The organism is Leucobacter chromiisoli (assembly GCF_016522505.1).
Lineage (GTDB): Bacteria > Actinomycetota > Actinomycetes > Actinomycetales > Microbacteriaceae > Leucobacter > Leucobacter chromiisoli.
Genome location: NZ_JAEHOH010000001.1, coordinates 259,569 through 282,880, shown reverse-complemented (window position 1 = coordinate 282,880; position 23,312 = coordinate 259,569). Strand labels below are relative to the sequence as shown.

At 72.0% G+C, this 23,312-nt stretch carries 20 protein-coding genes; 10 read left to right on the top strand and 10 right to left on the bottom strand.

The window, feature by feature from the left end:
- Positions 1 to 43: 43 nt before the first annotated feature.
- On the top strand, positions 44 to 2,434 hold the full coding sequence (locus tag JD276_RS01225) for a DUF7937 domain-containing protein (protein WP_200112941.1): 2,391 nt from the start codon (positions 44 to 46) through the stop codon (positions 2,432 to 2,434).
- 27 nt (positions 2,435 to 2,461) lie between these two features.
- Here JD276_RS01225 and JD276_RS01220 read toward each other — a convergent pair whose 3' ends face one another.
- The 6 genes from JD276_RS01220 to JD276_RS01195 all read right to left on the bottom strand — a co-directional run bounded on the left by JD276_RS01220 (position 2,462) and on the right by JD276_RS01195 (position 7,945).
- Positions 2,462 to 3,601 carry an arginase family protein gene (locus JD276_RS01220; protein ID WP_200112939.1) on the bottom strand — a complete coding sequence of 380 codons (1,140 nt, stop codon included), beginning with the start codon at positions 3,599 to 3,601 and terminating at the stop codon, positions 2,462 to 2,464.
- 26 nt (positions 3,602 to 3,627) lie between these two features.
- On the bottom strand, positions 3,628 to 4,029 hold the full coding sequence (locus tag JD276_RS01215; protein ID WP_200112937.1) for a cupin domain-containing protein: 402 nt from the start codon (positions 4,027 to 4,029) through the stop codon (positions 3,628 to 3,630).
- Positions 3,984 to 5,129, bottom strand: a complete 1,146-nt coding sequence (locus tag JD276_RS01210; protein WP_200112935.1) for an ABC transporter ATP-binding protein — start codon at positions 5,127 to 5,129, stop codon at positions 3,984 to 3,986. The genes JD276_RS01215 and JD276_RS01210 overlap by 46 nt, the downstream gene beginning before the upstream one ends.
- A complete protein-coding gene (locus JD276_RS01205; RefSeq protein WP_200112933.1) occupies positions 5,126 to 5,944 on the bottom strand; it encodes an ABC transporter permease in 819 nt (272 codons plus the stop codon). The genes JD276_RS01210 and JD276_RS01205 overlap by 4 nt, the downstream gene beginning before the upstream one ends.
- Complete coding sequence (locus JD276_RS01200) at positions 5,941 to 6,792, bottom strand: ABC transporter permease (RefSeq protein ID WP_200112931.1); 852 nt, start codon at positions 6,790 to 6,792, stop codon at positions 5,941 to 5,943. Before JD276_RS01200 ends, JD276_RS01205 begins: the two co-directional genes overlap by 4 nt.
- Before the next feature lie 79 nt (positions 6,793 to 6,871).
- Positions 6,872 to 7,945 carry an ABC transporter substrate-binding protein gene (locus JD276_RS01195; protein WP_200112929.1) on the bottom strand — a complete coding sequence of 358 codons (1,074 nt, stop codon included), beginning with the start codon at positions 7,943 to 7,945 and terminating at the stop codon, positions 6,872 to 6,874.
- A gap of 143 nt (positions 7,946 to 8,088) precedes the next feature.
- On the opposite strand from JD276_RS01195, the gene JD276_RS01190 reads away from it, so the two are divergent.
- Together JD276_RS01190 and JD276_RS01185 are read left to right on the top strand one after the other, a co-directional pair.
- Complete coding sequence (locus JD276_RS01190; protein WP_200112927.1) at positions 8,089 to 8,826, top strand: TetR/AcrR family transcriptional regulator; 738 nt, start codon at positions 8,089 to 8,091, stop codon at positions 8,824 to 8,826.
- Between the two features lie 139 nt (positions 8,827 to 8,965).
- Positions 8,966 to 10,216, top strand: a complete 1,251-nt coding sequence (locus tag JD276_RS01185; RefSeq protein ID WP_233615211.1) for a M24 family metallopeptidase — start codon at positions 8,966 to 8,968, stop codon at positions 10,214 to 10,216.
- A 69-nt stretch (positions 10,217 to 10,285) separates the two neighbouring features.
- On the opposite strand, the gene JD276_RS01180 is transcribed toward JD276_RS01185, so the two are convergent.
- Positions 10,286 to 11,431 (bottom strand): 5-(carboxyamino)imidazole ribonucleotide synthase, encoded by a 1,146-nt coding sequence (locus JD276_RS01180; protein WP_200112923.1) that lies wholly within the window; start codon positions 11,429 to 11,431, stop codon positions 10,286 to 10,288.
- 307 nt (positions 11,432 to 11,738) lie between these two features.
- Here JD276_RS01180 and JD276_RS01175 point away from each other — a divergent pair, with 307 nt between their 5' ends.
- From JD276_RS01175 to JD276_RS01145, 7 genes are all read left to right on the top strand, one after another.
- Positions 11,739 to 13,547 carry a DHA2 family efflux MFS transporter permease subunit gene (locus JD276_RS01175; protein ID WP_200112921.1) on the top strand — a complete coding sequence of 603 codons (1,809 nt, stop codon included), beginning with the start codon at positions 11,739 to 11,741 and terminating at the stop codon, positions 13,545 to 13,547.
- 10 nt (positions 13,548 to 13,557) lie between these two features.
- Positions 13,558 to 14,112 carry a MarR family winged helix-turn-helix transcriptional regulator gene (locus tag JD276_RS01170; RefSeq protein ID WP_200112918.1) on the top strand — a complete coding sequence of 185 codons (555 nt, stop codon included), beginning with the start codon at positions 13,558 to 13,560 and terminating at the stop codon, positions 14,110 to 14,112.
- Positions 14,113 to 14,158: 46 nt separating this feature from the next.
- On the top strand, positions 14,159 to 14,929 hold the full coding sequence (locus tag JD276_RS01165; protein WP_200112916.1) for an alpha/beta fold hydrolase: 771 nt from the start codon (positions 14,159 to 14,161) through the stop codon (positions 14,927 to 14,929).
- Positions 14,930 to 15,046: 117 nt separating this feature from the next.
- Positions 15,047 to 15,826 (top strand): ATP-binding cassette domain-containing protein, encoded by a 780-nt coding sequence (locus tag JD276_RS01160; RefSeq protein ID WP_200112914.1) that lies wholly within the window; start codon positions 15,047 to 15,049, stop codon positions 15,824 to 15,826.
- Between the two features lies 1 nt (position 15,827).
- The gene (locus JD276_RS01155; RefSeq protein WP_200112912.1) at positions 15,828 to 16,574 is read left to right on the top strand and encodes an ATP-binding cassette domain-containing protein; all 747 of its coding nucleotides are present in this window, start codon (positions 15,828 to 15,830) and stop codon (positions 16,572 to 16,574) included.
- A gap of 20 nt (positions 16,575 to 16,594) precedes the next feature.
- On the top strand, positions 16,595 to 18,181 hold the full coding sequence (locus tag JD276_RS01150) for an ABC transporter substrate-binding protein (protein ID WP_200112910.1): 1,587 nt from the start codon (positions 16,595 to 16,597) through the stop codon (positions 18,179 to 18,181).
- A gap of 15 nt (positions 18,182 to 18,196) precedes the next feature.
- The gene (locus tag JD276_RS01145) at positions 18,197 to 19,939 is read left to right on the top strand and encodes an ABC transporter permease subunit (protein ID WP_200112908.1); all 1,743 of its coding nucleotides are present in this window, start codon (positions 18,197 to 18,199) and stop codon (positions 19,937 to 19,939) included.
- A gap of 63 nt (positions 19,940 to 20,002) precedes the next feature.
- Here JD276_RS01145 and JD276_RS01140 read toward each other — a convergent pair whose 3' ends face one another.
- The 3 genes from JD276_RS01140 to JD276_RS01130 are packed head-to-tail and all read right to left on the bottom strand — an operon-like array spanning position 20,003 to position 23,259.
- Entirely contained in the window at positions 20,003 to 21,277 is a 1,275-nt protein-coding gene (locus JD276_RS01140) for a hypothetical protein (protein ID WP_200112906.1), read from the bottom strand.
- Positions 21,278 to 21,317: 40 nt separating this feature from the next.
- Entirely contained in the window at positions 21,318 to 22,109 is a 792-nt protein-coding gene (locus tag JD276_RS01135; protein ID WP_233615160.1) for a TIGR03943 family putative permease subunit, read from the bottom strand.
- Complete coding sequence (locus tag JD276_RS01130) at positions 22,099 to 23,259, bottom strand: permease (protein WP_307866380.1); 1,161 nt, start codon at positions 23,257 to 23,259, stop codon at positions 22,099 to 22,101. The genes JD276_RS01135 and JD276_RS01130 overlap by 11 nt, the downstream gene beginning before the upstream one ends.
- Positions 23,260 to 23,312: the final 53 nt, after the last annotated feature.

Below are 23,312 nucleotides of genomic sequence, written 5' to 3'. Positions count from 1 at the left end.
AGCGCCAGGACCGACCGATACAGGAAGCGTGTACCGAAGCACTATGACTCACTCACCGCAGAACCCGCAGGGCTCATCGCAGGGGCAGCAGAACGGCCACCCCCAGCAGCCTCCGGCTCAGCACTCCGGAGCCGGTGACCCGTCGCAGACGCAGGGGTACGGCCTCTCCGCCCAGGGCTTCCCCGCCCAGCAGCAGGCGGGCCAGGCGGGCGGGCATCCGCAGGTGCAGCCGGGTCAGACCGCCGGATACCCTCCGCAGGGCCAGCCCGGCGCGTACCCCCAGGGCCAGCCCGGCGCGTACCCCCAGGGCCAGCCCGGCGCATATCCCCCGGGCCAGCCCGGCGGTTACGGGCAGCCGGGACACGCTCCGCAGGGGTACGCGCAGCCGGGCTCCGCCCCGCCCGGCTTCGGCGCCCCCGCGCAGCCGCGGCCCAACCCGTTCGCCGGCACGCCGGTGTCCGACTGGATCCGCGACGGAGTCGCCGTCGTGCTGCTGCTCGTCTCGCTCGCCCTCCCCTGGGCCACCGCGATCAAGGGGACGAGCTACGACACCGGCCTGATGACGGCGGCCACGCGCGTCGAGGTGCTGCTGATCACCCTGCTCTCCGCGCTCTCCGTCTCCATCGGCTACCTCGCGCGGGCTGGCGTGTTCGGCCGGAGCTTCACGCCGGCGCGGGCAGCCCTCACCCGGGCGCTGCTGAACGCCCCGTACCTGCTGCTCGTGCTGCTCTACATCGTGTTCGACGCCGTGAAGTTCACCGACTACGGCGGAGGCTCGGGCCTCGGGGCCGCAGCCGGCATCGGTCTCGCCGGCGCGCTGTTCGCGGCGATCCCGCGGCGCTACGAGCTGCAGACGCCGGAGCTGGCCGGCACGGCGGCGAAGCTCTCCTTCAACACGCTCGTCGGCTACTTCGCCGCGGTCGCGGCCGCGACGCTGCTCGGCCTGGTGATGAGCGTCATCACGATCGCCGAGTTCGCAGGGTCGGGCTTCGGCGAGTACCTCCCGGGTCTCGCGGTGTTCGGCGGGCTCGCCCTGGGCATCGTCGCAGCGCTCGCCGTGCCCGCGATCCTGCTCTTCGCGGTGCGCCGATCGGAGACCGCGCGACTCATCGCCGTGGGCTTCGGCGTCGCGGCGATCATCGCCCTCTTCATCAACGCTTTCAGCAGGCTCGGCGTGATCGAGAGCGTGTGGAGCACCTTCGGCTATCCGCTGCTCCTGCTCGCCGCCGGCACCGCTCTGGTCAGCAGCTCGGGGCTGCCGTACGCCATGAGGCAGCAGCCCGCGCTGAACAGCTGGTACGGGGTCGCACGGTTCGCCCCGATCGCGACGATCATCGGCGCCGGCATCGTCGTCGTATGGGCGATCCTGCGCATCATCGCCTCCGAAGGCCGAGAGATTGGCTTCGTCGTCGGCGTCCTCATCTGCGCGGTGCTCAGCATCGTCGCGGCCCTCATCCTGCGCATGCAGATCATCTCGAATTTCCAGCAGAGCCGCGTCATCGCGGCGAGCATCGCCGGCGGCATCACGGTGCTCGGCCTCGTCTCGACCATTCTCGCCGGACTCGACGCCAAGCAGGGGCTCGGCATGCTGATCATCGACGTGGGCTGGGTGCTGGTCATCTTCTTCGCCCCCGCGGCGCTCGTGCTCTACGCCCTCTTCATCCCCGCCGAGGTGCGGGCCTACTTCGCGAGTTTCGCCCCGCACCGCGAGACCGCCCAGTATGCGCAGGGGTACCCGCAGCAGCAGGCCCAGCCGGGCCATCCCGGGGCCCAGCCCGGTCATTTCCAGGCCGAAGCGACCGGGCAGTTCCCCACGGGCCAGCACGATCCAACCCGGTACGATCCCGCGCAGTTCGCCGGGCAGCAGAGCGCGACCGGGCAGCAGAGCGCGACCGGCCAGTACGACCCGAACGGGCTCGCCCAGGCCACTCACCCCTCGCCTCCGCAGCAGACCGGTGCGGCGGCGCAGATCCCCCCGGTGCCGCAGCCCGACCCGGCCCGGCAGCCGCAGCCCGACCCGGCCCGGCAGGCTTCCGCGGCGCCTCCGGTTCCCGCTCCGCCGGTCCCGGTTCCCCCGGTGCCCGCGCCCCCGCAGCCCTCGGCGCCGCGAGTGCCCGCCGGCGCGGCGCGTGCGGCCGATCCGGGCACCCCGGCGACCGAGCTGCATGCGATGAGCCAGGAGCGCGAGCTGTGGCCCTATCTCGCGGCGAACCCCTCGCTGTACCCGGCGCTCGAGCAGTGGCTCGCCTCGACGGGAGACGCCGAGACCCTCGAGGCGCTGGCGAGGCGGAAGGCGGGCGATGCGGGACCGGAGCCGGCGCCGGTCGAAAACGAGGGTTCCGATGATGAGCCGGTTCCCGGCGCCGCGTCCGCCGGGGAGTCGGCAGACGGTTCGGGCACGGAGCATCGCTCCGACGGCAAGCCCGTCGACTGAGAGCCGCCCGGCGGCCCCTCGCAGCCTCTACGCTCGAGGGGCCCGGCTCTCGATCCGCTCGAGCCGTGCCGTGCTCAGCTCCTCCGCCAGCTCCGCGAAGCGGTCGTCGAGACCGAGCGTCTGGTCCGGCACGTAGGCGAGCGGATCCGGCGTCGCGGTCTCCGCCCCGATCAGTCCCTCGATCGTGGCGAGCAGGCAGAAGGGCGCGTACGACGGGTTGTAGCCGCCCTCCTGGATCAGGATCGCCCGTCCCTCCGAGTGCCGCTCTGCGAGGGCTCGCACCCGCTCGCCCATGCCGCGGAAGCCGGGCATCGAGACGTTGTGCCTGCCGTTGGGGTCGTACGCGCTCGCATCCTGGCCGCTGGCGCAGACGATCATGCCCGGTCGGAAGCGTTCCGCGAGCGGCGCGACGACCTCGTCGAATGCGCGCAGATACGCCCTGTTCCCCGCGCCGAGCGGCAGCGGGACGTTCTGGTTGAAGCCCGCGCCCCGCGCCTCTCCCCGCTCCTCGAGCCCCCCGGTCTGGGGGTGGCTGGGCCCCCAGGCGCCGTGATCCATGTGCAGGCTCACGGTGAGCACGTCGTCGCGATCGTAGAAGATGTCCTGCGTGCCGTTGCCGTGGTGCACGTCCCAGTCGACCACCAGCACCCGCTCGATACCGGCCCGCCGCGCGGCGTCGGCGGCGAGCGCCGCCCCGTTGAAGAAGCAGTACCCGTCCGCCTGGGCCCGCTGCGCGTGGTGCCCCGGCGGTCGCGTCAGAGCGTAGGCGAGCGGTGCGCGCCCGGAGAGCACGGTCTCGGCCGCCTCGAGCGCGGTGCCCGCGGCCGCGAGCAACGGCTCCCAGGATCCCGCGCCCAGCCGCGTCGTGCCGGTGACCCATCCTCCGCCGCTCTCCGCCGAGCGGCGCACCTCCTCGACGTACTCCGCCTCGTGCACCGGCGTCAGCTCGTCCTCGCGGGCCAACCGCCCGGGCGCGAAGCGCACCGCGTCGGCCACGGGCCCGCGCTCGAGGATGTCGTGCATGCGCTCGATCCGCAGACGCCCCTCGGTGTGCGGCTCGTTCGCCGCGAACCAGGGGCTCGGCGCCGTCTCGTGCAGCGCGCTGCCGGTGTCGTGGTCGAGCACGCGCTCGTCGAAGTGCACGGACAGTTGCTCGGTGTGCTTCACCGCTGGCTCCTTTGCGATGGTGCGCGTCACTCTTGCGCGGGGGTCATGTTGTAGACGAAGAACGCCGGCTCGTCGCCGATGTTCTCGAGGTGGTACGTCCAGCCCGGGGCGAGGTAGACCGTGTCGTCGGGGCCGAGCTCGAACACGCCCTCGTCCCACGTCAGCCGCAGGCGCCCGCGGATGATGTAGTAGGTCTCGTCCACAGGGCCGTACCAGTGCTCGGCCTCCTCCGGGTCGAAGACCTCGCGGCTCGACCAGCGGTTCGTCTGCTCGCCGGGATCCATCCAGCAGACGCCCTGCGTCAACTCGCTCTGATGCTCTCCCCGCGTGATGATGCGCTTGATGCGCACCTTCGTCGGCGCCGAGTCGGCGTCGATCGGGGTCAGCTCCGCGAGCCTGACGTGTGCTGGGCGAGGGTTGCGGTCCATGGGTTCTCCGTTTCGGTTGCATCGTTGCGGCTGGGGAAGACTGCGGCGTCGGCGGAGTCCCAGCGGACGTGCACGGTGCGCCCGCTGCCCGGTGCGCCGTGCTCGGTCCCGGTGCGCACGATAATGGGGCCGTCGTCCGTGATGATCTCGATGCGGCGCTGCGCGCCGAGGTAGGTGACGTCGTGGATGGCTCCGGTGGTCGCGCATGCCGAGGCGTCGACCGGGGCATCGGCGGGAGCATCGGCCACGCGGATGCGCTCCGGGCGGATGATCGCGGTCGACGGTCCGTCGGGCGCCTCGGGGGCGGGGATCACGACGCCGCCGTCGCTCACGAAGCGGCCGTTCGCGGTCGCGCCGCTCAGCGCGTTCGACTCTCCGATGAAGCGGGCGACGAACAGCGTCGCCGGGCGCTCGTAGAGCTCCTCGGGTGTTCCGACCTGCTCGATCCGGCCCTCGTTGAACACGGCGATGCGATCCGACAGGGTGAGCGCCTCCTCCTGATCGTGGGTCACGAACACGACGGTGATCCCGAGCTCGTGATGCAGTCGCCGCAGCTCGATCTGCAGCCGCTCGCGGAGCGCGCGGTCGAGCGCGCCGAACGGCTCGTCCATGAGGAGCAGTTGCGGCTCGAACACCAGCGCTCGTGCGAGGGCGACGCGCTGCTGCTGCCCGCCGCTGAGCTGGCCGGGCTTCGCGTTCGCCCGGCCGTGCAGTTCCACGAGCTCGAGAGCCTCGAGCGCGCGTCGCGCCCGCTCGGGCTTCGAGACTCCGCGCTGGCGGAGCGGGAACTCGACGTTCTCCCGCACCGTGAGGTGGGGAAACAGGGAGTAGTTCTGGAACACCATGCCGAGACCCCGCTTGTGCGGAGGCACGGAGGTGATCTCGCGGCCGTCGCAGACGACGCTGCCTCCGGTGGGCTCGGTGAAGCCCGCGATCATCGAGAGCGTCGTGGTCTTCCCGGAGCCGCTGGGGCCGAGCAGCGTCAGGAACTCGCCCGACTCGATGTGCAGGTCGACGTTCTCGACTGCGGCGGTGCCGCCGTATCGCTTGACGAGTCCGCTGAGCCGCAGCTCGGCGCCTGAAGTGGGCGTCACGGTCATTCGACGTCTCCTAGTCGTTTCGCAGCACGTCGTTCCTGCACGACCTGCACCAATCGGGGAATCAGGATGATGAGAGTGGAGAACGCCAGCAGCAGCGTCGAGGCCGCGGCGATGCTCGGGTCGGTCTCGCGCGTCACCGAGCTGTACATCTGGACGGGCAGCGTGCGCAGCGTCGGCGACTGGAGGAAGTAGGCCACCACGACCTCGTCGAGGCTCGTCACGAATGCGAAGACGAAACCGGTGAGGATGCCGGGGAGCAGGATCGGCAGCTCGACCTGCAGGAACCGCGCGGCGGGGCCGGCTCCGAGCACGGAGGCCGCACGGGTCAGCGTGTCGTCGAGGCCGCGCAGCGCCGTGCCGACCGGGATGAGCACGAACGGCAGCGCGAGCGTGATGTGGGCGAGGATCACGCCCAGCGCCGATCCGCTGAGCTGCCACCGCAGGTACAGTCCGAAGATGGCGATCGCCGCGACGATGCCGGGGATAAGGATCGGCAGCATCATGGCGACCTGGGCCGTCGCTGCGAGACGCCCCCGCAGCCCTTTGAGACCGTAGGCGGCGCAGGTGCCGAGCACGGTCGCGATCACGCCGACGACGACGGCGACGCTCAGGCTGGTGCCGAGCGAGCCCAACCAGTTCGGATCGGTGAAGAACTTCTCGTACCACTGCAGCGACCATCCCTCGATGGGGAAGGAGAAGCTGCGCTTCCCCGTGAACGAGAGCGGTACGACGACCAGGGTCGGTGCGACCAGCAGCAGCGCCGTGACGCAGGCCCAGAGCCGGATGGGGAGTCGAATCCGCGTCGCTTCGTTCATGAGCGCTCACCTCCGTTGATCATCTGCGAGATGCTGCGCCGCAACGGGGCGATGGCGAGGATCGCCACCGCGAAGAGGCCGAGCGTGGCGATCAGCAGGATGCCCGACAGCGCTCCGGCGCCCGCGAAGTCGACGATCTTCTCCACCCTCAGCCCGATCACCTGGGAGATCATGGCCTCCTTCGGGCTGCCGATGAGCTGCGGCGTGATGTAGAACCCGAGCGCGAGGATGAACACGAGCGCGCTCGACGCGAAGAGTCCGGGCAGGGACTGCGGCAGGTACACCTGCCAGAACGTGCGGTAGCGGTTCGCCCCGAGACTCTGGGCGGCGGCGAGCTGTCGGCGGTCGATCGAGCCGAGCGCGGTGAACAGGGTCAGGATCATGTACGGGAGCAGGATCTGCACGATGGCGAGGATCACGCCGGTCGCGGAGCCGAGCAGCGTGACGTCCTGCGCGCCGAAGAACCCGAGGATCGCCGAGACCGGCCCGTCGCGCTGCAGCAGGGAGATCCAGGCGAAGGTGCGCGCCATGAGCGAGGTCCAGAACGGCACCAGCACGAGCACCATCAGCAGCGTGCGGGCCATCGGGCCGACCAGCGTCATGAGATACGCGTAGGGGTACCCGAGCAGGACGCAGACGATCACCGCGATCACCGCGGTGAGGAAGGTGCGTCCGAGCACCCGCAGCGTCGTGGGATCGGCGAGCGCGCCGGCGTACTGCCCCAGTCCGGGATCCGGCTCGGTGAACGAGCGGTAGATGATGACGCCGATGGGCAGCAGGAAGAAGATGAGGATCACGGCGAGCGCCGGGATCACGGCGATGCCGCTGAGAAGACGCGATGAACGCATGCACCCTCCTGTGAGGCGGTATGACGGGGCGGGGCGGTCGGGCCGGGAGCGGCCCGACCGCGCGAGCGTGTGCGAGGGGTCAGCTCGTGGACCAGGCGACCCACTCGGCTTCCGCGTCCGCGGAGTTGTCGGCCCACCACTGCACGTCGGGGGTCACGGCCTGCTCCTGCACTGCGGGGTCGGCCGAGTTCCAGCGCTGCTGCAGATCGTCGAGCTCGGGCTCCGACTCCATGTTGGCGGGGGCGTACGGCTGCAGCTCGGCGAACCGCGCCTGAGGCTCGGCCTGAGCGGCGTACTCGACGAAGCTCTGCGCTTGCTCGAGGTTCTTCGTGCCCTTGACGATGCTGAGGCTCGCCCACGAGAGCAGGTTGTCCTCCCAGACCGGCTCGATGGCCGCGCCGTTCTTCTCGGCCTCGTAGCCGCGGCCCGACCAGGCGAGCCACATGTCGGCGGTGCCGTCCTCCATCGACTGCTGCGACTCCGAGCTCGTGTTCCAGAAGGTCAGCGAGTCGCGGATCGTGTCGAGCTTGGCGTAGGCGCGCTCGGTGTCGAGCGGGTACAGATCCTCGGGAGCCACGCCGTCGGCGAGCAGGGCGAACTCGAGCGCACCGGCGCCGGCCCAGTTCGGCACCACGCGGTCGCCCGGGAACTTCTCGAGATCGAAGAAGTCGGCGGGCGTCTGCGGCACGTCGGCCCCGCTGTAGGTGTCGGTGTTGTAGATCATCATGGTCGAGTACTGCGCGGTGGGGATCGAGCAGTCGTTCCAGGTGCCCTCGGGGAACTGCGAGGTGTCGATGTCCGTGAAGTCGAGCTCCTCGAACAGGGTGCCGCAGTTCGCCACGGGGAAGTAGGGCTCGGTGTCGACCGCATCCCAGATCGTGTTGCCCGACTCGACCATCTGCTGGATCTTGGGGTACGAGGTGGGGCCGTCGTTCTGCACGGTCACGCCGTTCTCCTCGCCCCACGGGGTGGTGAACGCCTCGTTCTGCGCGTCCTGGTACGCGCTGCCGTAGCTCGCGAACACCAGCGTTCCGCTTCCGCCGCCGCTGTCGCCGGAGGCGTCGGACCCGCCCGAGGAGCAGGCGGCGAGCGCGAGAGCCGCGACGGCGGCAACGGCTGCGGCCGGCAGCACTCTGAATGTTGTCGTCTTCATCTTCGGTTGACTCCTTCGTCAGAACGTTTCAGATCATCATAATAACGCATTATTGTTAAGATGCAATAACCATCGCATGTCGCCTCCGTAAAGTAAATGGCAGCAACCCGGACGAGGCCGCCCGGCCCCAAGAAGGAGATCCCGTGACCCTGACAGCCGAGCCCCGCGTCGCCGAGATCGACCTCGCCACCCGCCGACGCGCCGAGATCCTGTACGGCACGATCCGCGTCGTCTCCCGCGACGGGGTCGTCGCGGCGAAGCTGAAGGACATCGCCAAGGAGTCGGGAGTCAGCCTCGGGCTCGTGCAGCACTACTTCGACACGCGGGAGAACCTCGTCGACGAAGCCTTCGGGGCGATGATGCTCGTGGTCTCCCGCGAGAGCGCCCGCACCATCACCGGCACCGGAGATCCCCTCGAGTTCATCTTCGGGATGGTCAGGCTCCATGTCTTCGGCAGCGTCGTGTTCCCCGAGCGGTGGGGATTCTGGAGCGAGCTCTGGTCGGGCGCCGGGCGCTCGGAGCACCTGCGCGACGTCGCGACGCAGATCTACCGCTCGTGGGCGCACCCCCTCGAGGCCGCGATACGGCAGCTCGAAGATCTCGGGCGCATTCCCGAGGGCGCGGACCCGAAGCACCTCAGCGCAGGGATCCTGGCGCTCATGGACGGACTGTCGGTGCGCACGATCGCCGAGCCCTCGATCTACACCCAGGCCCTGATGCTCGACGTGCTCAACGCGTGGGTCGGCACGCAGCTCGGCGCGGATCCGGCCGAGGTCTCGAGGATCACGGAGAAGCTGTCTCGCGAGACGGGTTCGGCCGAGCGCCCGGCGCTCTCGCCCGAGATCATCGCGGCGGCGCTCATCGAGGCGCGTGCCGCCTGACGCCGCGGCCAGCGCACGGGAGAGGCCGCAGACATGCCCCTTGCGCGGACATAACAATAATAGGTTATTATGACCAGAACGGCGCCTCGTCGACCAGAGGCGCCCCGGTCCCCACGCCAGCAGATACTCAGAGGTGAGCATGCTCGATTCGACGATCACACAATTCATTGCCGAGCAGCAGGAGCGGATCACGGGCACCGAGCCCCACATCGCGTTCTCCGCCGAGGAATACGCGTCGCGCCTGACCCGGCTGCAGCGGGCGATGGCCGAGGACGGGATCGACACCCTGGTGCTCTCGTCGCCGGAAGCGCAGAACTGGCTCCACGGTCTGGCGCTCCGCTGGTACAAGGCGAACGGCCCGACGGACTGGCGCCCGCTCACCTGCACCGTCGTCCGCGCCGACGCGGGGTACATCCTCTTCGAGGGCGTGGAGCACTCCGAGATGATCCGTCGCACCTCCGCGGCCGAGGACGTCCGGCTGCTCCCCCGCTACGAGCGCGACGGGATGCTGCGCTTCATCGTCAAGGAGATCGCCTCCGAGGGCTGGGTCGGCGGCTCGGTCGTCGGCCTGGAGATGTTCTCCGCGATCCCCAATCCCGCGGTCTCGAAGATGATGGAGGGCGCGCTGCTCGACGCGGGCGCGCGCGTCGTCGACGGCACCCTCACCTCGAGGCGCGTGCGGCTCATGAAGTCCCCCGCCGAGCTCGAGGCCGTCAAGAAGGCCGCAGAGATCTGCGACGCGGGTCTGCTGCATCTCGGCAGTGTGCTGCGACCGGGCATGACCGAGCTCGAGGCGCACGGCGAGCTTATCCGCGGCCTCTCCGCCGCGGGCGGCGAGCCCGCGGGCCTGCACCAGGTCGCCTTCGTCGGTCTGGCCGCACTCGGCGTGTACCACGAGATCTCGGGGCACCGCATCATCACCGAGGACGACTTCCTCGACGTCGACCCCTGCGGCGTCTACAAGCGCTACCACTCGAACCGCTCGCAGATGTACACGTTCAAGGAGCCGCCGCAGGGCGCAGTCGACCTGCTCGAGGTGCTCACCGGCGGCTTCGACATCCTCACCGAGCGGGCTCGCCCCGGCGTGCGCATCGGCGATGTGAACGCCGAGCTCTACGCCTACTACCGTGACGCCGGCGTGTTCGACCTCAATTCGAGCGTCTGGATCGGCGGTTACGAGATGGGGATCGCCTTCCCGCCCGACTGGGTCGGCGAGTGGAAGTTCACCGTCGTGGGCGGCGAGGACGACGACCGCGTCTTCGAGGCCGGGACCGTCGCCAACTTCGAGAGCATGTGCGGCATCGGCCTGCTCGACACCTTCGTGATCGAGGAGGACAGCACGCACCTGCTGTCGAAACTCCCCCACGAGATCATGGTGGTGGGACAGTAGACGGAGCCGGGTCGGTCGATCCGGGCCCGGCCGGCGCGGCCGCTCAGGCGAACGCGGGGCGGCGGCCGCTCAGGCGAACGCGGCGGCGGCGGCCCGCGCCTCCCGCTGCACCGCTTCGAGGTCGTCGCCCGTCACCGTGACGTGGCCGACCTTGCGGCCGGGCCGCGGCTGCTTGTCGTAGCTGTGGATCTTCGCCCGGGGATGCTCGGCGAGCGCCGAGGCGTAGCGCACGGGCATGGGGCCCTCCTCGGGCCCGCCGAGCACATTCACCATCACCGCGGCCGGCGCCGTCATGTCGGTCGCGCCGAGGGGCAAGTCCGCGACGGCGCGCAGGTGCTGCTCGAACTGGCTCGTCACCGACCCCTCGATCGAGAAGTGACCGGAGTTGTGCGGGCGCATCGCCAGCTCGTTCACGAGCACACGGCCGTCCCGCGTCTCGAACATCTCCACCGCGAGCACCCCGGTCACGCCGACGCCCTCCGCGACGACCGCGCCGATGCGGGCGGCCTCCTCCAGGGTCGCCGGGTTCGCGACGGGAGCCGGCGCGAGGACCTCGGCGCAGACGCCGTCGCGCTGGATCGTCTCGACCACGGGCCAGGTGCGGGCCTCTCCGCTCGGGCGCCGCGCGACGAGCTGCGAGAGCTCGCGCACGAAGTCGACGAGCTCCTCGACGAGAAGGTGCCCCCCGTGGCCGTCCTCGGCGAGGGCGGTGAACCAGTCGCGCACCTCGTCGGGCTCGGAGACGACCCGCACGCCCTTGCCGTCGTACCCTCCGCGCGCCGTCTTCACGACCGCCCGTCCGCCATGCTCGGCGATGAACGCGCGCAGCTGCTCCTCGTCGGCGACGGTCGCCCAGTCGGGGATCGGCACGCCCAGCTCGCCGAGCTTCTGCCGCATGAGGATCTTGTCCTGCGCGTACTGCAGCGCGTCCGGCCGAGGATGCACCGAGACGCCACGGCGCTCGAGCTCACGCAGGATCGGCTGCGGCACGTGCTCGTGGTCGAAGGTGACGACGTCGACCGTCTCAGCGAACGCGTAGACGGTCTCGGGGTCGCGGTAGTCGCCCACGGCGTCGGCGGCGCGCGCGGCGCTCGACCCCTCGGCCTCGGCGAGCACGCTGATCCCCAGCCCCAGGTGGATCGCCGGAGGCACCATCATGCGGGCGAGCTGTCCGCCGCCTATCACGCCGATCCTGATGCTGCCGCTGTTCGCCACGCCCGCCTCTTCCTGGTGTTGCCGCACCCGGGCCACCCCCGGCTCGCACCGCGGCCTCCCGCGGCGCCCACCCTCTATTGTGCCTCACGGCCGCAGGCCTGCGGAGCGGGGCGCCCGTCGCGCCGGAAGAGATCCTGAACGCGCGCCGAGAATGGTTGACGCAGATCAACCAAATGCATATAGTTGATCCTCGTCAACGAATTCTGCGGTGAGCGCGACCTCTCCCGCGGGCCCCCTCGGGTCCGCCGTGCCGGACAGGCCGCCGCACCGCCCCCGCCAGCGATTTCCGAAGGATCCCGCACCCCATATGAGCCAGACCACCACCCAGAGCGCGCCCGAGGGCGTGCTGAAGGGCCGGGCGCTGCACCTCGCGCTCACCGGCCTCTTCATGAGCATGTTCGTCTCGATGCTCGCCATGAACGTCGTCGGCACCTCGATGCCCATCATCATCGCCGACATCGGCGGCACCCAGGCGGCATTCACCTGGGTGGTGACCGCGACGATGCTCGCGAGCGCCGTCTCGACCCCGATCTGGGGCAAGCTCGCCGACCTCACCAGCAAGAAGGTGCTGCTGCAGGTCGCCCTCATCGTGTTCACCCTCGGATCCGCACTGGCCGGCATGGCGCACGACCCGAGCTGGCTCATCGCCTTCCGGGTGATGCAGGGCCTCGGCGCCGGCGGCCTCGGCGCACTCGGCCAGATCGTGCTCGCCGAGATCGTGAGCCCGCTCGAGCGCGGCAAGTACATGGGCGTCATGGGCGCGATCATGGCCGTGTCCACGGTCGGCGGCCCGCTGATCGGCGGGTTCTTCACCGACACCATCGGATGGCGCTGGAACTTCTACGTCGCGGCCCCCATCGCGGTCGTCGCGATCATCATGCTGCAGCGGACGCTGCATCTCACGACGCAGAAGCGCAAGGTCAAGATCGACTACCTGGGCGCGGCACTCATCACGACCGGCTTCTCGAGCCTGCTGATCTGGGTCACGCTCGGCGGGTCCAACTTCGAGTGGTGGTCCTGGGAGACCCTCGCGATGGTCGGCGGCGGCCTCGTGCTGCTCATCGCGGCCGTCATCGTCGAGCTGAAGGTCGACGAGCCGCTGATCCCGCTCACCCTCTTCAAGAACCGCACGTTCACGATGTCGGTGCTCGCCTCGATCGCGGTGGGCCTCGCCATGTTCGGCACCGCCGTGTTCCTCGGCCAGTACATGCAGCTGGCGCGCGGCCGCTCGGTCATCGAGGCGAGCCTGCTCACGCTGCCGATGATGGGCGGTGTGCTGATCTCCTCGACCGTCGTCGGGCAGATCATCACCCGGACCGGCAAGTGGAAGCGCTACATGGTGGCGGGATCGCTCGCACTGCTCGTGGGCCTCGTGCTGATGGGTCAGCTGCGCTACGACACCTCGTACTGGTACGTGGGCGTCTCGATGTTCATCCTGGGCGCCGGTGTCGGCATGACGATGCAGAACCTCGTGCTCGTCGTGCAGAACACGGTCGCCCCGACGCAGATGGGCGCCGCGAGCGCGACGGTCACCTTCTTCCGCACGATCGGCGGCACCGCCGGCATGTCGGCGATGGGCGCGATGCTCTCGCACCAGGTGGCCGACTACATCAAGGACGGCCTGGGCAAGCTCTCCCCCGAGCAGATGCAGGGCGCCGAGGCGCTCTCAGGCGGCGTGATCCCGAAGATCGCCGAGCTCCCCGAGCCGATCCGCATCGTCGTCGAATCGGCCTACGGCCACGCGGTCGGCAACATCTTCCTCGCGGCATCCCCCGTCGCGATCCTCGCGATCATCGCGATCGCCTGCATCCCGAACATCCCCCTGAACTCGAAGAGCAACGCGGAGATGATCGCCGAGATGCGCCGGCGGCAGGCCGGTGCAGACGGCGGGGACGGCGGCGCCGCCGAGGCGAGCTACGCCGTGTCGACCGGCTCGATCTCGGTGATCGGCGAGCCCGGGATCGCCCGGCGATCCGGCCTGCGCCCCGGAGCGGGCGGAGACGCCGGGAGGACCGGGGAGGCCGGCGCCGCGGACGATCCCGCTGCGGGTGGCGCGGCTTCGGACGACATCGCCGCGGATGACATCGCTGCGGATCGCCCCGCCTCCGAGCGCTAAAGTCGGAATCATGCACGCTCACGAGGCTCGAGGATCCGCGGTCGACGGGGACGAGGCCGCGGCCCCCTCGGCCGGGATCGCGCCCGAGGAGGAGGCGATCTCCGACATCATCGCGGAGTTCTCGCAGGTCTTCGCCTTCGCCAGGACCCGCTGGACCCGCTACGCCGAGGAGGTCCACCCCGACCTCCGAGGCGTCGGCATGATGGTGCTGCAGACGATCCGGCGACGCGGCCCCATCACGGCGACCGAGCTCAGCCACCTGCTCGACATGGACAAGGCGGTCGTGAGCCGTCAGGTCGCGAAGCTGCGGCAGCTCGACCTCATCGACGCCGAGCCCTCGGCCGAGGATCGCCGGGTCGTGCTCCTCACCACGAGCACCGCCGCGCAGGGCACCCTCGACGGGCTGCACGCGCAGACCGCGCACGCCTATCACGAGCGGTTCGAGGGGTGGAGCGTCGAGGACCTGGAGGCGCTGCGCGCCGCCCTTCGTCGGTTCAACCGCTCGGCGGGATCGGGCCCGGAGGGCCCCGCGACGCGCTGCGCGAGGGAGCAGGAACCCCGCTAGCCGTCATTCCCCGGCGCGTCGCGCACGCCGGGCTATATTGGGAGCGATGACCACCCTGCCCGATCCGATCGTCGCGAGCTTCATCCGGGACGAAGACGAGATACAGCTGTTCCGCTGGCCCCGGGAGGGCGCCGAGCGGATCGTGCTCGTGCACGGCATCGGCATGGGCCATGCCGTCTACGACCGCTTCGTCGAGAGGATCTCGGAGGAGGTCGACGTCACCGCGGTCGACCTGCCCGGCTTCGGGGACGCGGCCGAGCCGAAGCACGCGGCGTCGATCCCGCACACCGCCGATCTGCTCGCCGCGGCGCTGCGCGATCAGGGGCTGACGCCGGCCACCGCGGTGGGGCACTCGATGGGCGCCCAGGTCGTGGCCGAACTCGCGGCGCGGCATCCGGATGCCGTGGATCGCGCCGTGCTGGTGGCCCCCACGGTGAACGCCCGCGAGCGCAGCGTCCGCCGGCAGGCCCTCCGGATGCTCGAGGACATCGCACGCGGGCGCGAGCCTGCGGTCATCGCGAAGGGCATGACCGCCTACCTGCGCACCGGTCCGCGCTGGTTCGTCAAGAAGCTGGGCCCGACGCTCGAGCACCGGATCGAGCGCACGCTCCCCCGAGTCGCCCAGCCGACGCTCGTGCTGCGCGGCGTCCTGGATCCGGTCTGCCCGCGCGATTGGGCGATCCGCATCACGAGCCTGCTCCCGCGCGGGGAGATGCTCCAGCTCGAGGGGCGCGGCCACGAGGCGCTCATCTCGTCGGGCGAGCCCGTGGCGCGCCGCGTCGTGGACTGGATGCGATCCACGCCGGTCGACCGCTAGCACCCGAGACGTCGGCGCGTCGACGCCCGCACGTCGGTGCCCCGGCGCGTCGACGCGTCCTCGCGCCGGTGCGTCGATTGGACTTCGCCTGCCGGGTTTCTGATAATGAATCTCATTATGTTTATCGATGCACGATTCCGTGGGACCGGGACCGCTCCGCGGGACACCGGCGTCCGAGGCGCCGCCCCGCTCCTCTCACTGCGCGACGCCGTCGTCCGCACCTCTGCCGCGGCCCGCGACGAACGACGCGGCGACGCGGGTTGCGAGCTGCTGCGCGTGCCCCGCCTCGACCTGTTCCCAGGCGACCGGGTGGTCGTCACCGGTCCGTCGGGCAGCGGCAAGTCGCTGCTGCTCAGCACGCTCACCGGCAGGTGGCCGGTGGGCGTGAGGTTCACGGGCGAGCGCACCGCGTCGTTCACGCGTCTCGGCTTCGTCCCGCAGCGCGGCCTCGACGCGCTCCACCCCCTGATCCCGCTGCAGCGCCAGCTGCGCCGCGTCACCGGGGCGCCGCCGCACCGGATCGCGCAGGCGCTCCGCGCCGTCGGCCTCGGAGACCCCGACCTTCCCCGCCGGCGGCCGACCGAGCTCTCGGGCGGCCAGGCCCAGCGCGCGGCGGTGGCGCTGGCCGCGCTCACGGGAGCGCCGATCCTCCTCGCCGACGAGCCGACGAGCGCGCTCGACCACGACTCCCGCGACCAGACCGTCGAGCTGCTGCGGCGGATCGCGGGGCCGGAGCAGGCGCTCGTCGTCGCGACGCACGACTTCGCCGTCGCGGAGGCGCTGGCCACGCGATGGCTCGCGGTTCGGGACGGCGTCGTCGCAGAGCGGCCCGTGAACGCCTCCGGCGCCTCCGAGGCGTTCGCGCCGACCGCGCCGGCACCGCGGAAGGCCTCCTGAGGTGGGCGGGGCCGCCCCGGCGCTCCGGGTCGACCGGGTCGCCGCCGTGCACGGGCGCGGGGCGCAGGCCAGACAGGCGCTCGCCCCGACGAGCCTCACCGTCGAGGGCGGCGAATCGGTCGCGGTCGTGGGCCGCTCGGGCGCCGGCAAGTCGACGCTCGCCGACATCGTGCTCGGGCTCCGCTCGCCCGCGGAGGGGCGGGTCGTCGTCCGCGGACTGGCCTGGTGCTCGCCCTCCTCGGCCCCCGAGCGGAGGCACCGCCGCCTCGTGCAGGGCGTGCCGCAGGATCCCGCCGCCTCGTTCGTGCCGCGCTGGACGCTCCGCGCCTCGATCGAGCACGCCATCCGCCGGCTGGAGCGCGCGGCGCACGGGAGCGGCCCCGGCGGCCCCGGCGACCCCCACAACGCCGACGCCGGCACCCGCGCCGGCCTCGAGGCCAGGATCGAGCGCGCGGCGGGGCTCGCGAGCCTCGACCCCGCGCTGCTCGACCGGCGCCCCTCCGAGGTCTCGGGCGGCCAGGCCCAGCGCGCCGCCATCGCGAGAGCCCTCGCCGCGGACCCCGCGGTCCTCGTCGCCGACGAGCCGACCAGCGCCCTCGACCCCGAGACGTCCTGGGAGGTGCAGACCGCCCTCCTGACCGCGTCCGCGCAGTCGGGCATCGCCCTGCTGCTCGTCACCCACGACCCCGCCTTCGCCGCGCGCTGCACCACCACCGTCAGGCTCGCCGCGCCTGCGACCCCACGCTGACTCCTCGGAAAGGACCCCGCATGACCGTTCCACGACCTCGCGCCCGACTCGCCGCCCGACTCGTCGCTCCGCCCCGCTCCGGCGCACGGGCCCGCGTCCCGCGACGCGCCCGCGCATCCCTGGTCGCAGTCCCGCTCTCGCTCGGGCTGCTCCTCACCGGCTGCTTCTCGGCATCCGCGAGCCCCGGCGACCCCGGCGACGACGGGCGCATCTCGGTCGCCCACATGCAGCCGCCCCGCTCGGCGCTGAACCCGATGAGCGACGACGCGTTCAAGCTCTCCCGCTGGTCGACGGCCGAGACCCTCGTGCAGCTGAACGAGGACGGCGACGCGCTGCCCATGCTGGCGACCGGGTGGGAGCGGGAGGACGAGACCACCTGGCGCTTCGACATCCGCGAGGACGTGCGGTTCCACACCGGCGAGACGCTCACGGCCGACGACGTCGTGAACTCGCTGCAGCACGCGATCGACTCGACTCCGGTGCCGCGCATCCTCGACGGTACGGACCTCTCCGTGGAGGCCGACGGCGATCAGGTGGTCGTCACGACGGCGGCGCCGGATCCGCTGCTGCCGCACCGCCTCACCAGCCCGCAGCTGTCGATCCTCGACGCCTCCGCCTACGAGGGCGACACGATCGACCCGGTCGGTGCGGGAACCGGCCCCTTCGAGATCGTCGAGGTCAACGGCGTGATCGGCGCGACCCTCGACCGATTCGACGACTACTGGGGCGACCCGGCGCAGGCCTCCGGCATCGACGTGAGCTTCGTGCCCGACGGCACCGCTCGCGCCGCCGCGCTGCGCACCGGTGAGGCCGATGTGGTGGAGGCGATCCCGACCGGACAGGCCGGCTCGGTCGAGGAGGAGCTCATCCACGAGGTGCCCATGCCCCGCACCAACACCCTCTACCTCAACACCGAGAGCGGCCCCTTCGCCGACCCCGCGGTGCGCGCCGCGGCCCGCGAGGCCGTCGATCGCGCCGCGATCATCTCGAGCGTCTACGAGGGGCGCGCCGACGAGGCGGAGGGCCTGCTCGGGCCGGCGCTCCCGTGGGCGGCGGAGCTGCGCGACGACGCCGCGTACCGGGAGGCCCTCGAGGGCAGGCCGGCGCCCGCCGAGGTGGACGGCGTGAAGATCACCCTCGGCACGTTCACCGACCGCGCGGAGCTGCCCGAGGTCGCCGTGATGCTCGAGCAGCAGCTCGAGGCCGTCGGGTTCGACGTGCAGCAGGACGTGCGGGAGTACCAGTTCATCGAGGCCGACGCCCTCGACGGGGCGTTCGACGCGTTCATCCTCTCGCGCGCGACCGTCCTCGACTCGGGCGATCCGGTCGCCTACCTGGCCTCCGACTTCACCTGCGCCGGCGGGTTCTCGATCTCGCAGCTGTGCGCCGAGGGCGTCGACGACGCGATCGGGGTCGCCACCGAGACCGAGGCGGGCGCCGAGCGCCAGCGGGCCACCATGCTCGCGGAGGCGGAGGTGCTCGCGACCGACGCCGCGATCCCGCTGCTGCACGAGCGCGTCATCCAGGGCGAGGTCGCCGGCGTCCACGGCGCGGCCCGGGATCCCCGCGAGCGCATCCTCATCACCGCCGAGACCCACCTCGACTAGCACCGGAACACGAGAATGTCTCCATCCCTGCGGCACAGCAGCGCGCTCGGCTTCGCGTCGCGCGTGCTCAGCGGCATCGCGCTGCTGCTGCTCGCGGGCGCCATCCCCTGGCTGTCGCTCCGGGATCCCGCCGCCTCCGTGCTGCGGGCGCGCTACGCCGAGCTGGAGCCCACCCCCGAGGCGCTCGACGCCGTGCGCACCGAGCTCGGGCTCGAGGGCGGGCCCATCCCCACGAGCCTGCGGTGGTGGACCGGGATCCTGCGCGGCGACCTCGGCACCTCCTGGGTCAGCGGCAATCCGATCGGCGCGGGCGTCTGGAACGCCCTCGGCGTCTCGGCCACCCTCACGGCGTTCGCGCTCGTCGTGGCGCTCGCGGTCGCCGCCGCGCTGGTGGCCCCGGCGGCCTGGCGCGTGCTGCGGGATCGTCCGCAGCGCGGATCCGGGCCCGTCGGCGTCGCGCTCACGGCGCTGCCCGAGTTCCTGCTCGCGAGCGCGCTGCTCGTGCTCGTCGCGGTGCAGCTGCGGTGGCTGCCGCCCTACGGGTGGAGCGGCTTCGACACCGCGATCCTGCCGGCGCTCTCGCTCGGCGTGCCGGCGGGCGGTCTGCTCGGCAGGCTCCTCGCCGATGCGCTGTCGGGGGTGGCCGAGGAGCGCTGGGTCAGCGTGTGGCGACTCGCGGGCGCGCCGCGGTCGGCGATCCTCGGCGGCGTCCTGCGGCGTGCGGCGGCGGGCGTCGTCGATCAGCTCGGCCTCGTGCTCATCGGCCTGCTCGGCGGCGCCGTCGCGGTCGAGCAGGTGTTCGCGATCCCGGGCCTCGGCCGCTATCTGCTCGGGGCCGCGAACGCGCAGGACCTGCCCGCACTGCAGGCGGGCGTGCTGCTCATGGCGCTCGCGGCGGTGCTGGTCGGGATCCTGACCGGGATCGCGCGCAGGCTGCTCCGCGGCGGTCCGCTGCCTCCCGGTTCCCTGCCGCCGCCGCCCGAGGCGCGGGGCGACGGCCGAGCCGCCCGGTGGACGGCGGGGATCGCCCTCGCGCTGATCCTCGCGATCCTCGTATCCGGACTGCCCCGGGATCCGTACTCGATCTCCCACGCCAGGCTCGCGCCGCCGAGCGCGGAGCTGCCCTTCGGCGCCGACGCGAGCGGCCGCGACCTGCTCGCCCGCGTCGCCCACGGCACGCTCGGCACGCTGCTGCCGTCGATCGGGATCGTGCTGCTGGCGATCCTCGTCGGCCTGATCCTGGCGGTGCTCGGCGAGGTCTCGCGCGGCCCCGCCGAGATCGCGAACGCGACGCCGCCGATCCTGGCCGGCGTGATCATCGCGGCGCTGCTCGGCCCCTCGGTCGGCGGCGCCGCGCTCGCGGTGCTCTGGGTGACCTGGCCGCCGCTCACGACGCACGCGGCGGCGCTCATCGACGAGGCGAGCGCGCTGCCGCACGTCAGGTGGCTGCCGCTCGCGGGCGTCTCGCGGTTCGAGATCTGGGTGCGGCACGTGCTGCCCGCCACCGTCCCGCCCCTGCTGCGGCACGGCATGCTGCGTCTGCCCGGCGTCGCGCTCGCGCTCGCCGCGCTCGGGTTCCTCGGCCTCGGCGCGCAGCCTCCGCTCCCCGAGTGGGGCCTGCTGCTCTCCGAGGGCATCGACTACGTCGAGCGCGCGCCGTGGACCACCGTGGCGCCGGCGATCGCGCTGATCCTCACCTCGGTGCTCGCCGTCGCGCTCGCGGGGCTGCGGCGGACGGCGGGCGCGCGCCGGCGCTGAGCCCGGCGCCGCTCCCCGGCTCTCCGGCGCACCGGTCGGGGCTCCCCGGCGCACCGGTCGGGGCTATCCCGTGCACCAGTCGGGGAGCATCCCGTTCGCCCGGCGCACCACCTCGCCGTCGGCCACGCGGACGAACGAGACCCCCGTGCTGGTGAATCCGGGACGGAGCGGGTAGCCGTCGGGTCGGCCCTCGGCCGAGATCACCTCGATCGCGAGGTACTCTCCGTTCGGCGAGAGGCAGTACGAGCCGACGGTGCTGTCGTCCGACGCGGGGCGGAAGCGCTCGCGGGCCCGGGTGGCGGCCTCGGGCTCCTCGAGCACCGCCCGGCGCGGGTCGTCCGCCGCGAGCGGCTCCGCGGCGGGCGCCGTGAGCGCGTCAGCGAGGTAGACGCCGCCGTCGCGGCTCAGCACGATCACCTCGGCGGTGCCGGGTACGAACCGCCACTCCCGCACCGCCAGCGGCTCCCCGCCGTGCCCCGTGATCTCCGTCGGAGTGCTCATGTCGGTGTTCATGTCGTCGATCATCAGGACGTCCCGGTAGTCGCGGCCCCCGGTATCCGAGAGGTCCTCGACGACGTAGCCGAGCAGCCGCGTGACGGGCTCGCCGCGCAGCCCCGAGACCCGCTCCACCCCCTCGGGCGTGAGCCGCACCTCGTCGGTCGGCGCGGCGTTGAAGCCGGCGCCCGCCCCGGGCGCCGAGTCGTCGGCGCCGAGGCCGGAGGACGCGCCGGAGGGCTCGGAGCCGCCGTCGGGATCGGCGCCGCCGGAGCCTCCTGCCGGCATCGATGCGACGTCGAGCCGTGGGCTCCCGCCAGCGTCCAGGGTGATCGCCGCGATCCGCTCCCCGACCACGGCGTACTCCTGGATGCGGTGCCCCGAGAGCACCGTCTCCTCGCCGCCCGGGGCCACGAGGCCGCGTCTCACGATGCGATCCTCGTCCGCGGGCGTCGCATCGGCGCCGGGCTCCGCACCGCGCAGCAGGGTGTAGACCTCGGGATCGGGGGTCGCGAGCGACGTGCTCAGCTCGCCCTCGGCTCCGGTGAACGCGCCCCGCACCGATGCCGCGATGGTGTACTCGGTGCCGTAGCGCAGCGTCTCCTCGAGCTGGATCGTCACCGTGGCGCCCTCGGTGTCGACGGCGAACCCGACATCGGGCTCGATGCGGAGCGCGGCCGGATCGACCTCCTCGATCGGCTGGTTCGCGTGCAGCACGATGCGCTGCCCCGCGCGCTCGATCGCCGCAGCGGGGTTCGCCTCGGCGGCCGTCAGCCGCGGCCCCTGCTGGGCGTTCGCGAATGCGAGCCCGCCGGCGAGCGCCGCGAGGACGACGAGCGTCACCGCCGAGCACCCTCCGAAGCGTCCGCGAGCGGCGGGCCGATCAGTAGACATAGGGGTCCTCCGGCGCCTCGGTCCCGGCCGCCTCCGCCGCGCGCAGCGCGACGGGCTGAGCGCTCGCCGCGCTGGGGTTCGGCGCGAACACCCCCGCGACCGACACCCAGTCGTCCGTCGCGAAGGACTCCTGCCAGCCCGGCATGTAGACGGGGACCCCGACCGGCTGCGCGTCCACGGCGCAGCACGTGACCACGAAGCGCGACACGTAGAAGAGGTTCTCCGGGTCCTCCTCATCGGGCAGCACGAAGCCCACGAGCTCCGTCTCCACACCCGTCACCGCGCCCGGATCGCCGCGCCGCAGCAGCAGCGACCAGTCGCGGACGTTCAGGTCCTCCCCGTTCTCCACGGCGAGCGCCGCCGCGCCGGCGGCGTCCGACCCCGCGCCGCCCATACCGGCGCCCGTCGTCACGGAGGCGTTCATCTGCCGCTGCTCGGCGGTGCTCGTCGTGAGCGTCGCGGGGGGCAGCACGAGCAGCGCGACGGCGGTGGCCGTGATCAGCACGACGGTGCCCCATCCGCGCCAGCGCGCGGGGGCGGGGCGGGGCTCGGCGTCGGGGGTCGCGTCGGCATCGGCCTCCGCGCCGCGCACGCCGAGCACCGCGAACGCGGCGAGCACCGCCACGGCGGCGATCGCCATCATCACGACGGTGAAGGCGAAGTATCGGGGGTGCACGTACCACCCCAGGCGCCCCGAGAACGCGAGCCAGCAGCTCGCGGCGATCCCGATCGAGCTGAGCAGCAGGCCCTTCCAGTGGGTGAGCAGTCGACTACGCCACAAGGTTCATCCCCCAGCCGATGCAGAGGCAGCACAGCCCCACGAGCGCCGCCAGCAGCGCGAGCGTGCGCGCCGTGAAGGTGGTGCGCAGCAGGGCGATCATCTTGACGTCCATCATGGCGCCGAACAGGAGGAACGCGACGATGCTGCCCGGCATGAAGGTCGACGCGAAGGAGAGGATGAAGAAGGAGTCGACGTTCGAGCAGATCGCGATCACGAACGCCAGCGCGATGAGGGCGAGCACCGAGTACACCGGGTGCGAGCCGAGCGTCACGAGCGCCTCGCGCGAGACGCCGACCTGGATCGCGCCCGCGATCGCCGAGCCGACGATGAGCGCCGGCAGCAGGGCGCTCGTCTCGGCGGCGAAGCCGAGGGCGCTGCGGCGCAGACGGGAGCGCACGCCCTCGCGGCCGCCGTGGTCGTGGCCCGCGTGGTCGTGGCCCGCGTGGTCGTGGCCCGCGCGACCTCCCCCCGCGGCCGGCCGGGAGCAGCTGGCGCCGAAACGGGGCGTGAGGAGCTCGTGCTGCCTGGGGTGCCGGTCGAACACCCACCCCGCCAGGTTCGCGATGACGAAGCCGCCGACGATGCGCGCGGCGAGGATGCCGTTCTCCCACCCGAAGGCCTGATACGTGGTGATGATGGTGACGGGGTTGAGGATCGGTGCGGCGAGCAGGAAGGTGATCGACTCGGAGACGCTGAGGCCGCGCACCATGAGGCCGCGCGCGAGCGGCACGTTGCCGCACTCGCAGACGGGCAGCAGCACGCCGAGCAGTGAGAGCACCGCCCGGCGCAGCACCCGCGAACGGGGCAGCAGCCGGTCGAACAGCGTCGCGGGCAGCCAGATCTGCACGACGATCGAGAGCAGCACGCCCAGGAAGACGAAGGGCAGCGACTCGATCAGCACGCTGATGGAGAGCGTGAGGAGATCGCGGATCCGCTCGGGCAGCTCGAGCGCGTCTCCGCCGGGGGCGAGGCCTCGGATCCCGAAGAGCACGAGCAGCAGCGCGGCCCCGGCGAGTGCCGCGACGGCGGCGCGGGATCCCGCACGGCCTCTTGCCGCGGGCGCCCCTCCGGCGCGCCCGCTCCCCGGGGCGTCCCCCGCCGCGTGCATCACCTCGGCGCTCGTCCGGCCCCGCGTCTCCCCTGCAGCCACCCCACAAGCATAATGAGAATCATTCGCTGGTTCGAGCGGACGCGCCTCGCCCC

Coding starts and splice junctions, on each gene's coding strand:
- JD276_RS01225 (WP_200112941.1), top strand. CDS start 44: ATGACTCACTCACCGCAGAACCCGCAGGGCTCATCGCAGGGGCAGCAG.
- JD276_RS01215 (WP_200112937.1), bottom strand. CDS start 4,029: ATGGACCGCAACCCTCGCCCAGCACACGTCAGGCTCGCGGAGCTGACC.
- JD276_RS01210 (WP_200112935.1), bottom strand. CDS start 5,129: ATGACCGTGACGCCCACTTCAGGCGCCGAGCTGCGGCTCAGCGGACTC.
- JD276_RS01205 (WP_200112933.1), bottom strand. CDS start 5,944: ATGAACGAAGCGACGCGGATTCGACTCCCCATCCGGCTCTGGGCCTGC.
- JD276_RS01200 (WP_200112931.1), bottom strand. CDS start 6,792: ATGCGTTCATCGCGTCTTCTCAGCGGCATCGCCGTGATCCCGGCGCTC.
- JD276_RS01195 (WP_200112929.1), bottom strand. CDS start 7,945: ATGAAGACGACAACATTCAGAGTGCTGCCGGCCGCAGCCGTTGCCGCC.
- JD276_RS01185 (WP_233615211.1), top strand. CDS start 8,966: ATGCTCGATTCGACGATCACACAATTCATTGCCGAGCAGCAGGAGCGG.
- JD276_RS01175 (WP_200112921.1), top strand. CDS start 11,739: ATGAGCCAGACCACCACCCAGAGCGCGCCCGAGGGCGTGCTGAAGGGC.
- JD276_RS01170 (WP_200112918.1), top strand. CDS start 13,558: ATGCACGCTCACGAGGCTCGAGGATCCGCGGTCGACGGGGACGAGGCC.
- JD276_RS01165 (WP_200112916.1), top strand. CDS start 14,159: ATGACCACCCTGCCCGATCCGATCGTCGCGAGCTTCATCCGGGACGAA.
- JD276_RS01160 (WP_200112914.1), top strand. CDS start 15,047: ATGTTTATCGATGCACGATTCCGTGGGACCGGGACCGCTCCGCGGGAC.
- JD276_RS01150 (WP_200112910.1), top strand. CDS start 16,595: ATGACCGTTCCACGACCTCGCGCCCGACTCGCCGCCCGACTCGTCGCT.
- JD276_RS01145 (WP_200112908.1), top strand. CDS start 18,197: ATGTCTCCATCCCTGCGGCACAGCAGCGCGCTCGGCTTCGCGTCGCGC.